General features: G+C 45.1%; 13 protein-coding genes. 11 read left to right on the top strand and 2 right to left on the bottom strand.

What is annotated here, in order from left to right; translation table 11 throughout:
* Positions 1–115: 115 nt before the first annotated feature.
* On the top strand, positions 116–622 hold the full coding sequence (locus tag ACE3K2_RS27085; RefSeq protein ID WP_421897429.1) for an acyl-CoA thioesterase: 507 nt from the start codon (positions 116–118) through the stop codon (positions 620–622).
* Positions 623–629: 7 nt separating this feature from the next.
* Complete coding sequence (locus tag ACE3K2_RS27080; RefSeq protein WP_421897426.1) at positions 630–1,028, top strand: FxsA family protein; 399 nt, start codon at positions 630–632, stop codon at positions 1,026–1,028.
* Positions 1,029–1,129: 101 nt separating this feature from the next.
* Here ACE3K2_RS27080 and ytvI read toward each other — a convergent pair whose 3' ends face one another.
* On the bottom strand, positions 1,130–2,248 hold the full coding sequence (gene ytvI, locus ACE3K2_RS27075) for a sporulation integral membrane protein YtvI (RefSeq protein ID WP_421897424.1): 1,119 nt from the start codon (positions 2,246–2,248) through the stop codon (positions 1,130–1,132).
* A gap of 531 nt (positions 2,249–2,779) precedes the next feature.
* Here ytvI and citZ point away from each other — a divergent pair.
* The 4 genes from citZ to ACE3K2_RS27055 all read left to right on the top strand — a co-directional run bounded on the left by citZ (position 2,780) and on the right by ACE3K2_RS27055 (position 6,850).
* The gene (gene citZ, locus ACE3K2_RS27070) at positions 2,780–3,892 is read left to right on the top strand and encodes a citrate synthase (protein WP_421897421.1); all 1,113 of its coding nucleotides are present in this window, start codon (positions 2,780–2,782) and stop codon (positions 3,890–3,892) included.
* Between the two features lie 147 nt (positions 3,893–4,039).
* Positions 4,040–5,332, top strand: coding sequence for an NADP-dependent isocitrate dehydrogenase (gene icd, locus ACE3K2_RS27065; RefSeq protein WP_076330335.1), 1,293 nt, complete (start codon positions 4,040–4,042; stop codon positions 5,330–5,332).
* 15 nt (positions 5,333–5,347) lie between these two features.
* Positions 5,348–6,289, top strand: a complete 942-nt coding sequence (mdh, locus tag ACE3K2_RS27060; protein ID WP_421897417.1) for a malate dehydrogenase — start codon at positions 5,348–5,350, stop codon at positions 6,287–6,289.
* A gap of 135 nt (positions 6,290–6,424) precedes the next feature.
* Positions 6,425–6,850, top strand: a complete 426-nt coding sequence (locus ACE3K2_RS27055) for a hypothetical protein (protein WP_017689485.1) — start codon at positions 6,425–6,427, stop codon at positions 6,848–6,850.
* A gap of 264 nt (positions 6,851–7,114) precedes the next feature.
* On the opposite strand, the gene ACE3K2_RS27050 is transcribed toward ACE3K2_RS27055, so the two are convergent.
* Positions 7,115–8,674, bottom strand: a complete 1,560-nt coding sequence (locus ACE3K2_RS27050) for a histidine kinase N-terminal 7TM domain-containing protein (RefSeq protein WP_421897413.1) — start codon at positions 8,672–8,674, stop codon at positions 7,115–7,117.
* A gap of 391 nt (positions 8,675–9,065) precedes the next feature.
* On the opposite strand from ACE3K2_RS27050, the gene ACE3K2_RS27045 reads away from it, so the two are divergent.
* The 5 genes from ACE3K2_RS27045 to ACE3K2_RS27025 all read left to right on the top strand — a co-directional run bounded on the left by ACE3K2_RS27045 (position 9,066) and on the right by ACE3K2_RS27025 (position 14,583).
* Positions 9,066–9,938, top strand: coding sequence for an SDR family oxidoreductase (locus tag ACE3K2_RS27045; RefSeq protein ID WP_421897410.1), 873 nt, complete (start codon positions 9,066–9,068; stop codon positions 9,936–9,938).
* Positions 9,939–10,192: 254 nt separating this feature from the next.
* Positions 10,193–10,540 carry a cupin domain-containing protein gene (locus ACE3K2_RS27040; protein ID WP_421897407.1) on the top strand — a complete coding sequence of 116 codons (348 nt, stop codon included), beginning with the start codon at positions 10,193–10,195 and terminating at the stop codon, positions 10,538–10,540.
* 42 nt (positions 10,541–10,582) lie between these two features.
* The gene (gene pnpS / locus ACE3K2_RS27035; protein ID WP_421897404.1) at positions 10,583–12,403 is read left to right on the top strand and encodes a two-component system histidine kinase PnpS; all 1,821 of its coding nucleotides are present in this window, start codon (positions 10,583–10,585) and stop codon (positions 12,401–12,403) included.
* A 117-nt stretch (positions 12,404–12,520) separates the two neighbouring features.
* The gene (locus tag ACE3K2_RS27030) at positions 12,521–13,249 is read left to right on the top strand and encodes a response regulator transcription factor (RefSeq protein ID WP_253433078.1); all 729 of its coding nucleotides are present in this window, start codon (positions 12,521–12,523) and stop codon (positions 13,247–13,249) included.
* A gap of 152 nt (positions 13,250–13,401) precedes the next feature.
* Positions 13,402–14,583 (top strand): methyl-accepting chemotaxis protein, encoded by a 1,182-nt coding sequence (locus ACE3K2_RS27025; RefSeq protein WP_421897401.1) that lies wholly within the window; start codon positions 13,402–13,404, stop codon positions 14,581–14,583.
* Positions 14,584–14,605: the final 22 nt, after the last annotated feature.

Here is a 14,605-nt window from a genome sequence, read left to right as displayed (position 1 = left end):
AGAAGCAACAGGAAAGAAGCAATGGGGCTTTATTGTCCCGTTGCTTTTTTCCATCTTATTGACACTTTACAACGATGTAACACGTATGAATGGTAGAGTGAAGGAGGCCGATCACGTGCGAGAACAGATCAACGGTAGCTGGTATGCGGCACGTCTTCGTGTACGCTATCAAGAAAGTGACCAGATGGGCGTGGTCTACCACGCGAACTATTTGAATTGGTTTGAAATCGGTCGAACTGAGATGATTCGCCAAATGGGGTATACATATCGTAAAATGGAGGAACAGGGGTTACTGCTTCCCGTAACCGGACTGGATGTGAAATATCACAAGCCTGCTCGATATGATGATGAGATTATCATTTTCACCCGTATTGCTGCATTTAGTGGTCTGCGACTGAACTATGAGTATGACATAAGACGCATGTCTGAAGAACCTGATGAGCATATGGCGATTGGAGAACGGGTATGGTCAGCTGATGAATCACTCCCAGGTGAACGGCTAGTTACAGGTTCTACCCAGCATGTGTGGGTAAATGGGGACTGGAAGCCAGTTCGGTTGGATAAGTCAGCTTCTGAGCTATACAGCGCGCTTGAAAAGGTGTGGCTTTCGGGAAAGGGGTAATACGTCAATGCGAAAATGGATGTGGGCTTTACTCTTAATCATTCCGGTGATTGAATTATTTGGTTTTATTCTGATGAGTGACTGGATCGGAGCCGGAAAGACATTGCTTCTCATGATTCTCACGTCCTTGATTGGTATAGCAATGTTGCAGTTTGAAGGGCGAAAAGTACTTGTGGACGCCAAATCCGAGATGGAGCGTGGCAAGGTACCTGGAAGAAAAATGGTCGATGGTCTTTTTATTTTTGTCGGTGGTTTCCTGCTTTTGATTCCAGGTTTTGTAACGGATCTGATCGGGTTTACACTGGTATTTCCATTAACCCGCCCGGTGTACCGCCTGTTCTTGCTGGGGTGGCTGGAGAAAAAAATGAAAAGTGGAAAAATTACGTTTTATCGTCGTCCGAAATGACAGCCGGTTGTCATGCAAAACTGGAAAAGGCTTCGCTCAGCAGATGATTTCTGTTGAACGAAGCCTTTTCTATTGACCCAGTGTGCTCATAAGATGATGCCTCATCGGACACGTCCGTTGATGATATACGTCCGGAGGTCGCGTAGTACGTTAGCCCGATTGAACGCATCAAGTATCACGAGACTGACAGGGCCGATAATCAAGCCAAGCACACCAAACAACTTCAAACCCACAAACATGCCAACCAGCGTGGCGAGTGGGTCGAGCCCTACACTACTTGCAAGTACCTTTGGTTCAATAATCTGACGGGCGATCAGTAAAATCAGATAGATAACACTAATGCCAATGCCCAGATAGAGATCCCCATTCATAAACAGGTATGCAGCCCAAGGCACCATGACCAGACCGACACCCAGATAAGGAAGCAGATCGACCAAACCAATCATCAGAGCGATGGTGAAGGCTGAGTTAACTTGCAATATAAGCAGTCCAATCATGACAAATAGTGCTGTAATCGAGATCATGATCAATTGTGCTCTTACATACCCAAACAATGCCTTTTTCAGGTCAATCCATATGTCTGATATTGGCTTGCGAATGGAAGAGGGCACCCAGCCCGATACGGTGATGCTATGCCGGGTCCAACTTTTGCTAATGAAAAATGTAGACAGCAGGACAACAATTAATACCGCGCCCATGTTCGGCAGGGAGGTCAGAAGACTCAGGATCATATTGAAAAATCCGGTGACCAGATCGGTAACGGCTGTACCTACCGTTTCGGTCGTTTTACTAATATTGCTGTTGATGGTTTCCTGATAGTTGGGATTTTCCTTGTAAAATTCATTGATCTGCGCAGTCAAACTCTGAATGGTGTCATTCTGCGTCCAGCGTACAAACGTGTCCTTGATCTCATCTACATGAAGATCAAAACTTGTCGTCAGTGAAATGACTTCTTTTACCATGCGGGTAATCGCCGCAGATAGCACCACCGCAATGGCTCCAAAATAAAGGATTAATGAAAGAGTCACAGCCAGCCAACGGGGGAATCGTGCTCGATGCTGAAGCAGTTTCACTAATGGATTCATGGCATAGGCGATAATCCAGGCAATCGCAAAAGGATACAGAAGCGGGAACAGCCAGTATATGGCAACAGCGATCAGAATGGTCGCAATGATAACCCATAAGCCGCGGAGCAGACGTTTCAGTATAATTTTATCCAAGCATCAACTCTCCTTATTTCAATTAAGCCGACCTATATATGCTCAAGATGACAGGATTAAAAATAGATGGCTATCTTAATAGATATAGAGCATTTACCACGTTTTGAAACGCCGTGATGTTACCTGAGCTTGTTCAAAAGCTGACTTTTAAACAAGCTTTGCCGGGATTCTTTCTTTTGCCTAGAGTATGCCTTAGTATTACAGAATATAGCAATATAAAGTTCTTCATACGACAGAATTGTTTAAAAAACATTAAATGTCAACCTTGTTTTTGTAAAGGCTTTCAAAAATGCTTTATCGGTCCGATAAAGAAGTTTGATGTGCGAATGAACTCTCATCATGTTCACATAAACGACAAAATCCAGTATGATGTTATAAGTAAATACCGATTGACAGATAGGAAAACCGCATTTTGAAATATTTGTTAATTTTAAAATGAAAATGTTTACAAAAAGAGGATAGGTGCACTTTGGCACTTATATGGCACTCTGGAATGGTTCCTGATTTCGCTTATTAAAGGAGAGATGTAATATGACAGCTACCAAAGGTCTGGAAGGCATCGTTGCAACAACCTCTTCGATCAGTTCTATTGTAGACGGTGTGCTCACATACCGTGGTTACGATATCGACGATTTGGCTGAACATGCTAGCTTTGAAGAAGTTGCCTATTTGTTGTGGTTTGGTAAATTGCCAACAACAGATGAATTGAAATCCCTTCGCAAAAGCCTGAGCGATTACGCGCCGATTCCGAGCGAGTTGATTGCACAAATCCAATTGTATCCGAAAAACGTCAGCACCATGGCAGCACTTCGTTCCGCTGTTTCTGCACTTGCATTGTACGATGAGCAAGCGGATGAGATGACAACGGAAGCGAATGAGAACAAAGCGGTTAAGTTGCAAGCCCAGTTGCCAACGATTGTGGCAGCCATCGCCCGTATCCGTCAGGGCAAAGAACCTGTGGCTCCAAAAGAAGGCGCTTCCATCGCAGAGAACTTTTTATATATGATGACTGGTGAAGAACCATCCGAGACTGCAGTGAAAGCATTGGACCAAGCGCTTGTCCTGCATGCGGATCACGAGTTAAACGCTTCGACATTTGCAGCCCGTGTAACGGTTGCTACGCTGTCGGATATCTATTCCGGTGTAACTTCCGCTATTGGCGCCCTGAAGGGGCCACTGCATGGCGGTGCTAATGAAGCCGTTATGAAAATGTTGAATGAGATTGGCACGCCTGATCGTTTGGAAGCGGCTATTCAGGAAAAACTGAACAACCGTGAAAAGATCATGGGCTTTGGACATCGCGTATACAAAAACGGTGATCCACGCGCCAAACATTTACAGAAGATGTCCAAGGAACTTGGCGAGATGAACAATGATACGCGCTTGTATGAAATGTCTGTGAAGATCGAGGAACTGGTAACAGGACAAAAAGGACTGAAGCCTAACGTAGACTTCTATTCTGCTTCTGTATATACCCAACTGGAGATCGAACAGGAACTGTTTACTCCGATCTTTGCCATCAGCCGGGTGTCTGGATGGACTGCGCATATTCTGGAACAACTTGCGGATAATCGCATCATTCGTCCACGTGCGGAGTACACTGGCCCTACAGAACAGAAATACGTTTCTATTGAACTTCGCTAATAGCCGCAAAAACAGTATAATAATATGGACGAGGTGAAGGGTTGGAAAGCAGGGGCGTTACTAGCTTAAGCTCTCAGGACCCTTCTCTCAACAAGACTAGTGGTATGATGAATACTGCATATACGAAACTTAGGAGGAATTTTAACTATGAAATTAGAAAAATTTGCTCACCCAACTGAAGGCGAAAAAATTCAAATTGATAACGGTACACTTCAAGTACCTAGTAATCCGATCATTCCATTTATCGAAGGTGACGGTACAGGCCGTGATATCTGGAAAGCTTCCAAACGTGTATTGGATGCAGCTGTTGAAAAAGCTTATGATGGCAACAAAAAAATCGCATGGTATGAAGTGTTTGCTGGACAAAAAGCATTCGATACATACGGTGAGTGGTTGCCGAATGATACACTGGAAGCCATTCGTGAGTATATCGTAGCGATCAAAGGACCATTGACTACACCAATCGGTGGTGGTATCCGTTCCCTGAACGTAGCCCTGCGCCAAGAGCTTGACCTGTACACTTGTTTGCGTCCTGTTCGTTATTTCGACGGCGTACCTTCTCCAGTTAAACGTCCTGAGCTGGTAGACATGGTCATTTTCCGTGAGAATACGGAAGATATCTATGCAGGAATCGAGTATGCTGAAGGTTCTGAAGAAGTGAAAAAAGTGATCCAGTTCCTGCAACAGGAGATGGGCGCTAACAAAATTCGTTTCCCTGAAACTTCCGGTATTGGTATCAAACCAGTTTCTTCCGAAGGTTCGAAACGTTTGGTACGTGCAGCAATTCAATACGCAATTGATCATAACCGTAAGAGTGTTACCTTGGTACACAAAGGTAATATCATGAAATTTACTGAAGGTGCCTTCAAAAACTGGGGATACGAAGTGGCTGAAGAAGAGTTCGCTGACAAAGTATTCACTTGGGCACAATATGATATCATCAAAGATAACGAAGGTACAGATGCAGCGAATGCAGCACAAAAAGCCGCTGAAGATGCTGGTAAAATCATCGTAAAAGATGCGATTGCCGATATCGCTCTGCAACAAGTACTGACTCGTCCAGGCGAATTTGATGTTATCGCAACATTGAACCTGAACGGGGACTATCTATCCGATGCACTTGCAGCGCAAGTGGGCGGAATTGGTATCGCTCCTGGAGCAAACATCAACTATGTAACAGGACATGCCATCTTCGAAGCAACTCACGGTACTGCACCTAAATACGCGGATAAAGATGTCGTGAACCCTGGTTCTGTTATCCTGTCCGGAGTAATGTTGCTTGAGCACTTGGGATGGCAAGAAGCAGCTAACCTGATCTACAAAGGTATGGAAACATCCATTAACAATAAAACAGTAACGTATGACTTTGCACGTCTGATGGACGGCGCTACTGAAGTGAAATGTTCTGAATTCGCGGATCAAATCATTAAAAACCTGTAAGGGGAGATGTGAATCTTGACTATTCAGCGCAAAAAAATCACAGTAGTCGGCGCCGGGTTTACCGGTGCTACGACCGCATTAATGCTTGCCCAAAAAGAACTCGGGGATGTTGTGCTGGTTGATATTCCTCAACTGGAGAACCCGACGAAGGGGAAAGCACTCGATATGATGGAAGCAAGTCCTGTTCAAGGATTTGACAGTCATATCGTCGGTACTTCCAACTACGAAGATACTGCAGGTTCTGAGATTGTAATCATCACCGCTGGTATCGCCCGTAAACCCGGGATGAGCCGCGACGATCTGGTCAATACGAATGCGGGTATCGTGAAGTCCGTTTGTGAAAATGTGAAAAAATATTGCCCTGATTCCATCGTCATTATTCTAAGCAACCCGGTGGATGCGATGACTTATGCTGCTTATCAGACCCTTGGTTTTCCTAAAAACCGTGTTATTGGTCAGTCAGGTGTTCTTGATACAGCGCGTTATTGTACCTTCATTGCACAAGAGTTGAACGTATCTGTTGAAGATGTTCGTGGATTCGTTCTTGGTGGTCACGGAGACGATATGGTGCCTCTCGTTCGTTATTCGAGCGTGGGGGGCATTCCAATTGATACCCTGATTCCGGCTGACCGGATCGAGTCCATTGTTCAGCGTACACGTGTTGGCGGTGGTGAGATTGTGAATCTGCTCGGTAACGGCAGTGCATATTACGCACCGGCGGCTTCACTTGTTCAGATGACGGAAGCGATTTTGAAGGACAAGAAACGTATCATTCCAGTGATCGCTTATCTTGAAGGTGAATATGGTTATCATGATCTGTTCCTCGGTGTACCAACCATTCTGGGTGGTAACGGCATTGAGAAAATTTTTGAACTTGAACTGACAGCAGAAGAAAAAGCAGGATTGGATAAATCTGCTAATTCGGTTCGCAACGTCATTTCAGTAGTAAATCTGTAAGTTTGAAAACTTTTTGAACAGAAGCTAAAAGAAAACCTCCGGTAAACCCGGAGGTTTTCTTTTCTTTGGATAAGTTCCCCAGTATAATGGAATGTGATGTATAGCACACCGAAAATGTTGAGGAGGATGAAAATTTTGACAATGATTATGTATCTGCTCCATATTGTTGGAGCACTGGCGATGGGATTTTATTTGATTCTGCCATTCGTGGTCGGTAAGATCCGTACCTTGAATGCTGCAGCACAAGAGGGTGCATTTGCGTCGCTTCGTTCTTTGAACAAAGTTGCACAGTATGGACTTGTAATCCAACTTCTTACTGGTGGTTACCTGATGACAAAAGGTGAGTATTCTCATGTCTGGATGGCTGTCGTTGTTGTTCTACTCTTGGCTATTGCGGCTATTGGAGGAATTATGGGCAAACCGCTGCGACTCGCTGCAGAAGGTGTGAAAAACAAGCGTGATGTGGGTCCTGAGCAAAGCAAAATTCGTATGTTCAGTACACTTCTGGCGGTATTCTTGCTAATCATGGTGTATCTGATGGTGAATAATCAGGTGATCTAAGTCTGTTAAGTACGGTTAATCCATCCTACAAAGATGTATTGGTAGTGGTTGGTTAAGCGTTTGCAGACGTAATTAGGACAAGCCCGAATGATATGTAAGATGGTGTTACATTGTAACAAATGAAAAATAGACAGCCTCATTGGCTGTCTATTTTTGTTATTGCCAAGATGAAATCAGCAGCCCTCGGTTTATTTGAACTGGAACTATAGGGATCACTACCATACATATTATCATCCATGTTCCATCAGACACGGGCTGCATTGGTTAGGTTGTACTCACCGTATATGCACGCACTGCATTTCGACCATTACGCTTGGATTCGTACAAGGCAGTATCAGCGTCTCGTAACAAGGACTCCAGAGAATCTATTCCTCCATTGTACTGGGCAATACCAAAGCTTGAGGTTAACGTAATAGGGACTCCCTTAACATCCAGGGGGTCATTCAACAAGGCAACTCTCATTTGCTCGGCAAGTTTCTCAGCTTCTTGAAGCGATGTATTCGGAAGAGCGATGACAAACTCTTCTCCTCCATAACGGGCGAACAACATCTCAGGGCTTAAATATCGATTACATACAGAGACAACATGAATAATGGCCTGATCGCCAACATCATGTCCGTAGGTATCGTTGATGCGTTTAAAGTAATCAATATCAAATAAAATAAATGAGACAGGTCGCAGATTAAGATGAGCTTCACTCAACATTTCCCGACCCTTGTGCAAAAATTGAGTGCGATTATAGATTTTGGTCAGACCATCGAAGTAAGCCAGTTGTTTCAGCTGTTCTTGCAAGAAGCGTTGTTCCGTTATATCAATTAGCATAATCAGACTGCCTACAATCTGTGCATCCTTGTTATACACGTAAGATGTCCTGACCTGATAACATACGGTCTCTCCATTTAACTGCCAGTATAGATCGGTCTGCAAACCTTCCTTGTGGTAATCGACGGGAAACGTCTCTCCAGAAAGATTAAGCCAGATGTCATCCAAGAGTTGGCCAACCATGGTTGTATTAAGCTCTGGCAACATGTCACGCAGAGATCTGTTGTAATCAACGAGTCGGTTGGAACTATCCAGTACAATAACACCTTCACGCATGCTCTCGAAAATACTGTCTTTGGCGATGGGTACGATGGTCAGGAGACGAGAGGATAGAATGGCCCAAATATACATGGCAGAGGTGATACACATAAGTACGGGGACGGGGTCCATCCCGCCAGGAGTCAAACCAAGCAAATACAGAAAAGCGGCGACCATAGGGATAATCTGTGAAGTAATCAGTGTAAGCAATTGACGACGATACATCTTCTTGGTGTGTCTCCATTGTGCAATTAGAATGAGGCAGGCACATAACAGACAGGAGAACGTAAATGCACCGTGTACAACATACCATTGCCCCACAGCGATATCCATCAGAGGAACGGGACTATCTTCTCTCAACCATACTTTTTTATAAAAAAGATGATGAAAGTCATTGGTTGCAACCATAACTAAAGTGATGGAAGGGATTACAAACAATGCGGCAGTTATCTTTTTGGATAACGTTCTCCCTGTGTACTTGATCATCAACATGAGGCCAAGCGATGCGGAGAAGGGCATGCCGATATACTCTACGGTGGTCCAAAACTTCATCTGCTCCAGCGTGTTGCTGGCCAGCTCAATTGCATAACCAAACGTGTATATGGAGAGTGCTGCTGTGTAGAAAATGAATATTTTGGAGCTGGGGATCTCGGATCTTCTGAAATAGGTATATAAACACAAAAAGACATTCAGCACGGCTGAAGTGGCTACGAGTGTTATATATGAATTAATATGCGATTCCATTGACAGGTCTCCATGTTAGGTTAGGATGATTAAACGAATAAAATGATAATTTAAGCACATCTGTATACTGTACATTGTACATCAGCCCAAGCAGCATAGGAATACACTTTGTGTCCTGAAACAGTCCAATTTCGAATAATTTTCGAATTGGGGCAAAACAAGCATTGAAGCAAACAGGTTGTTTGATATCCAAAGAGAGTGGTAAATAACCATTAGAGACAGCACACTGCGGTGTAAGTTGTTGTTCACCACAGAAGAATAATCTGAACTGTTCATGCCATCCTACAGAATGAGACTTTTTTCAGAGAACGAAAGACAAGGAAGTGTTTACAGTTAGAGCCCATGTCTTCTGTAATCCAAACATGTTCACATTTTGAGAGGAGAATGTTAGATGTCAACCAATACACAACAAAATCAAAAAACAATGCCAGCACAGCACCAGGATCAACGCCCCGGTATTGAATCGGAGATGCATCCCAGACCGGAGTTTGAGAAGCCTGAATATAAGGCAGCAGGTAAACTGACGGGTAAGGTGGCGCTCATTACAGGGGGAGATAGCGGAATTGGACGTGCTGTTGCCGTTACGTATGCCAAGGAAGGCGCGGATGTTGCCATTGTATATCTGAACGAGCATGAAGATGCCAAGGAAACGAAGCGTCAGGTCGAACAGGAAGGACGCAAATGCATCCTGATTGCCGGGGATATTGGGGATGATGCTTTTGCCAAGAAGTCGGTTCAGCAGACCGTGGATGAACTGGGCAAACTGGACATTGTCGTGAATAATGCTGCAGAACAGCACCCGCAGCAGAATCTGGAGGATATTACGCCAGAACAACTGGAGCGAACATTCCGTACCAATATCTTTGGCATGTTCTATGTGACGCAGGCAGCCCTGCCACATCTGAAGAAAGGCAGTACAATTATTAACACAACATCGATCACAGCCTATCGTGGCAGCCCGACCCTGCTTGACTATTCATCTACCAAAGGAGCCATCACTTCGTTCACTCGTTCTTTATCGATGAATGTAATTGAGAAGGGAATTCGTGTCAATGCTGTTGCACCAGGGCCGATCTGGACACCGCTCATTCCATCCACTTTTGATGAGAAAAAGGTAAGCGAGTTTGGTGCAACACAACCGATGAAGCGGCCGGGGCAACCGGATGAACTGGCTCCAGCCTACGTATATCTTGCTTCAGATGATTCCTCATATGTGAGTGGTCAGGTGATGCATGTGAATGGCGGCGAAGTGGTGAACGGATAAATGTTAAAGAAGGTTTAGATTTGGGATAGGATTGATTATATAGAGAGGCGTATCGCTTTCAGCATGGCTGAGCGGTGCGCCTTTTTGATATAAAGGGAATGTGTAAGTCCAAGATGCGGTTTAGCACCTGTTTACAAAAGTCGGCATCTCTGTTGATAGAACTATGATAATTTATTATTAGCCATGTCTGACTGGAAGCTCCCTAATCTGTGATATGATAGATCGAGCAAATTATACTCGGAGGGACAAGTCATATGAAAATGAGCAAACAGAATGCAGCGCATTATATATGGGGTGGACAGTGCGATGGCTGGCATCTTGTTCAAAACGATAAATTAAGCATCATTCATGAGCGAATGCCTGCAGGAACGGCTGAAATACGACATTACCATTCGGTAAGCCGTCAGTTTTTTTTCATCCTCAGTGGTGAAGCATGTATGGAACTAAATGGAGAAACGTTTGTGCTGGAAACCCATGAAGGAATAGAGATTGCACCCGCAATGCCGCATCAGATGATGAATCGCAGCAACGAAGAAGTGGAGTTTCTCGTTATTTCCAATCCGGGCACTCGTGGGGACCGAATTGAACTGGATTCAATGTAGGGCAAGTCATTAGATGTTAATCTGACATAAAGGAAGAGATAGATGAGACCGTTCCGAATTCGCCTTGCCATCATTATGATGGTGCTGATCGGTGTATCCGTCATTGTAGCTGGATATACGATGGGCAGAGTGTTTAAAACTACGCATATAACGGCATTGGAGCAAACGATGGTGCGCGAGATTAATTTGCTCAAAGCCACTTTTCCGTTCCATGATGCAAGTGACCCAACCTCGGAAGCCACACGAAAGTATTATTCAGATCGGGCGCTGGAACTGGATCGTCTGACGGATTCCCGAGTAACCTTCATCAACAAAGACGGCACGGTCATTGGAGATTCCGAGAGTAATCCGGCAGCGATGGATAATCACTTGAACCGGGAAGAAATCTTGGGTGCGGTCGGGGATGGATACGGGCAGTCCATACGATACAGTGAAACACTGGGACAGGACATGCTGTATGTCGCGCTACCTGTCAATTCGGATCAAAGTGACATGATTGAAATGCCCAGCGGCAAATTTGATGGCTACATCCGCCTTTCGATGAGTCTGCATGCGGTTGATCAGGGGTTACAGCGTGGTTGGATGATTATGTTTGCTGCACTTGGCCTGCTGTTCTTAATTGTCGCGTTTGTCAGTTATCGGGTTGCACGCGGATTAACCTCCCCGATTGAGCATATTACCAAAGTGGCTCATCGGATCACCAAGCTGGAATACGATGCGAGAGTGGATGTCACGCGCAGAGATGAGATCGGACAGCTGGGGCTTGCGATAAATGGAATGGCAGACAGTTTGCAGTCCCAGCTGAAGACGATTCGGGACAATGAAGCATTGCTACAGAGTGTGCTCGCGAATATGACCGGAGGCATTGTCATGATTGACGCAGGGCAATCCATTGCACTGGTCAATCGGGAAGCGGAGCGTATGCTTGGTATTGAGGCAGAAAAAGTTACGGGTAAGCCGTATACTGAACTGAAAAGACATTACGAATTAACACGTACCATCGAAGAAAGTGTTGCACTGAAGGATCGGATGCATGAAGAAGTGAGTGTGTTCAACCCGGAGGAAAAACTCATCCGTATTGATGGAGTACCCATGACCGAAGATGATGGCGGGTATCGGGGCATGTTGTTCCTGTTGCAGGATGTGTCGGCAATTCGCCGATTGGAGTCGATGCGCAGTGAGTTTGTCGCAAATGTCTCTCATGAACTCAAGACACCTGTTGCTGCGGTCAAGGGGTTTGCCGAAACGTTACTCAGTGGCGGGGTACAGGATAAGGAGACGGAGCGTTCATTCCTGAAAATCATCTATGATGAAGGAGATCGACTTAACCGATTAATTGGAGATATTCTGGAGTTATCCAAAATTGAATCCAAACGTGCGCCGCTGCAATGCTCACCTGTTCATGTGTACTCTTTCTTCGAAATGGTGCTGGGCACCTTGTCCAAGGTGGCGGAGAAAAAGCAGATTCGTCTGGAAATGCATGTTCCGGAGGAACTGTACATTGAAGCGGATGAGGACAAGATGAAGCAGATATTCATCAATCTGTTATCCAACGGTATCAACTATACCCCGGATGGTGGACGAGTGAAGTTACAGGTGACGATGGATAACGATGATGAAGTGGTCTTTGCGGTGTCCGATACAGGCATTGGCATACCGAAAAAAGATTTGCCGCGAATCTTCGAACGGTTCTATCGCGTGGATAAAGGCAGATCCCGTAATTCAGGCGGCACGGGCCTTGGACTTTCCATCGTTAAACATCTGGTGGAATTGCATCATGGGAAATTGTCTGTAGAGAGTGAACTGGGGATGGGGACAACGTTCCGGGTTATCCTTCCATTCATTCAGGATGAAGAGATGTAGGCGTCTGGTATCAAAATGTAAAAAGGTTGTATTGTTTTACACCACGTTAACAAAATAGTGCTATGATATAAAAAGTGTTGTGGCAACAAGACAACCTATGAAGAGAGAAGGGGTATCATGGCACAGCGTTTGCTAGTTATTGAAGATGAACCTACATTATCAAGATTACTCACGTATAACCTGACACAGGAAGGTTACGACGTTACGGCAGAGGATCACGGATCTGCAGGATATGATCGGGCCTTGTCCCAGGAATTTGATCTCATTTTGCTGGATCTGATGCTTCCGGGCATGAATGGTCTGGACATTCTGAACAAGTTAAGAATACAGGGTGTAAGTACACCTGTTATCATTCTGACAGCCAAGAACGGTGAAGCCGAAGTTGTACAGGGACTGAAATCGGGTGCCGATGATTATATTACCAAACCCTTTGGTGTATCTGAGTTATTAGCCCGAGTGGATGCAGTATTAAGACGTTATTCCAATGGTGAAGACTTACCACAGCCTGAGGATAAGGATGGTTCACGAATTATTTTGGGAGAGCTGGAGATTTATCCTCTGAAATATGAAGTGACACTGGGTGGACAATCCATCAGTCTTCGTCCGAAAGAGTTCGAAGTTCTGCTATATTTGGCCAAAAAACCGGGTGTGGTACTAACAAGAGATGATCTGATGAACGCTGTGTGGGGCTTTGATTATATCGGAGGTCAACGAACGGTGGACGTACACGTCAGCTCATTACGTAAAAAGCTGGAGCTGGACCCGGAATCGGTTCACATTGATTCCATTCGTGGTGTAGGTTATAAATTGGTTGTCAAAAGAAAAACTCCCCATCATTCAAGTTAGCAATGATCGGGGAGTTTTATTTTACGTTCGTTTAACATAAAGGAGGATTTTCCTTTACGTAGAGGGAGTAGCATGGACTTATCTGGGTGATACTTTATACCTACATAATCTATCTCAAGACGGAGCTAATACGTAAAGGAGATTGCGCATTTATGCCCATGTTGCTCGAAGTGAAACCCGACCAGCCTCATGTTGTTTTACATAGTGAAGAATTAATAACATCCGAAATGAAGCAGAGTGAAGTATCGATGGTTGCTGAAGAACCTGTAATCCGTTTGCAAGACTATTACCGTCAGGTTCCTGTCGCCGGGGTCCATACGACCTGTGGAGAAGCTGCGATGATGATGAATCAGGATCAGGAGCACCCTTGCATCGTATTATGTGATGAGCAGATGAAACCTACTGGATTGTTAATGCGAGAGACGTTATACCGGATGTTAAATGGCCGTTTTGCCGCAGATCTGTTCTACCGTAAGCCAGTCATCCAAGTCGTGAATACATCTCCGGTTATTGCAGATATTCATATGGAAGCCACATCGATTATTGATATTGCACTTGGACGGAATGAACAACATTTCTATGATTGTCTGCTCGTTACGGAACAGGGAAGACTGCTCGGTGTACTGACGATGCGTGATGTGATGTCCCTCTCCCGCAGATTGCAACAAGCTTCGGCGGCAGAACGGGTACGTACGGTATCCGAGAGCAGGCAGGAGATATCGAGAATCAATGATGCAGTCACCAAGCTGGTGCATGCAGCGAATCAGACCGTTCATGAGGCCCGTGAGATCATGGCATTGTCCACGCAGGGTGAAGAGAGTTTGCAACACGTCGATGCTTCATATAACCGGGTACATCTGCATATGGAGAGTCAAGGACAACATGCGGATCACATGCTGCATTCGATCAAAAGAGGCTCAGGTATGGCACATTCCATTCGATCCCTGGCAGATCAGAGTGGGCTCCTTGCCCTGAATGCTTCCATTGAAGCAGCTCATGCCGGTGAATATGGACGAGGTTTTCAGATTGTTGCAGGCGAGATTCGCGCGCTCGCGAAACAGACCCGTGAAGTTGCGGGCAACATGTCTTCATTGCTGGATAATATTGGTGGATTGACCCTTCAGACAGTTGAACTGGTTAAGGCAAGTGGAGTGGAGATTGACGACAGTTCGGTGCATGTCACCGCAGGGGGAGCAACGTTCCGACAACTGAACCGTGCGGTGAGAGATCTGTCCCGGATAGCAGAGGAGATTGCCATGGAAGGCGGGAAAGCTGGAGAAGTCGCAGAGCACATTCGTACGAAACTGGATGAGATGGTTTCGGATAGCGAGTAATATATCACGCAGTCCAAAAGGC

Source organism: Paenibacillus sp. (assembly GCF_048976745.1).
Lineage (GTDB): Bacteria > Bacillota > Bacilli > Paenibacillales > Paenibacillaceae > Paenibacillus.
The sequence above is the reverse complement of the archived record's forward strand: the minus strand, read 5'-3'. Positions and strand labels throughout refer to the sequence as shown.

What these genes read in the sequence shown, in the direction of transcription:
- ACE3K2_RS27080 (WP_421897426.1), top strand. Translation starts at nt 630, where the DNA reads ATGCGAAAATGGATGTGGGCTTTACTCTTAATCATTCCGGTGATTGAA.
- citZ (WP_421897421.1), top strand. Translation starts at nt 2,780, where the DNA reads ATGACAGCTACCAAAGGTCTGGAAGGCATCGTTGCAACAACCTCTTCG.
- icd (WP_076330335.1), top strand. Translation starts at nt 4,040, where the DNA reads ATGAAATTAGAAAAATTTGCTCACCCAACTGAAGGCGAAAAAATTCAA.
- ACE3K2_RS27050 (WP_421897413.1), bottom strand. Translation starts at nt 8,674, where the DNA reads ATGGAATCGCATATTAATTCATATATAACACTCGTAGCCACTTCAGCC.
- ACE3K2_RS27045 (WP_421897410.1), top strand. Translation starts at nt 9,066, where the DNA reads ATGTCAACCAATACACAACAAAATCAAAAAACAATGCCAGCACAGCAC.
- ACE3K2_RS27040 (WP_421897407.1), top strand. Translation starts at nt 10,193, where the DNA reads ATGAAAATGAGCAAACAGAATGCAGCGCATTATATATGGGGTGGACAG.
- pnpS (WP_421897404.1), top strand. Translation starts at nt 10,583, where the DNA reads ATGAGACCGTTCCGAATTCGCCTTGCCATCATTATGATGGTGCTGATC.
- ACE3K2_RS27030 (WP_253433078.1), top strand. Translation starts at nt 12,521, where the DNA reads ATGGCACAGCGTTTGCTAGTTATTGAAGATGAACCTACATTATCAAGA.
- ACE3K2_RS27025 (WP_421897401.1), top strand. Translation starts at nt 13,402, where the DNA reads ATGCCCATGTTGCTCGAAGTGAAACCCGACCAGCCTCATGTTGTTTTA.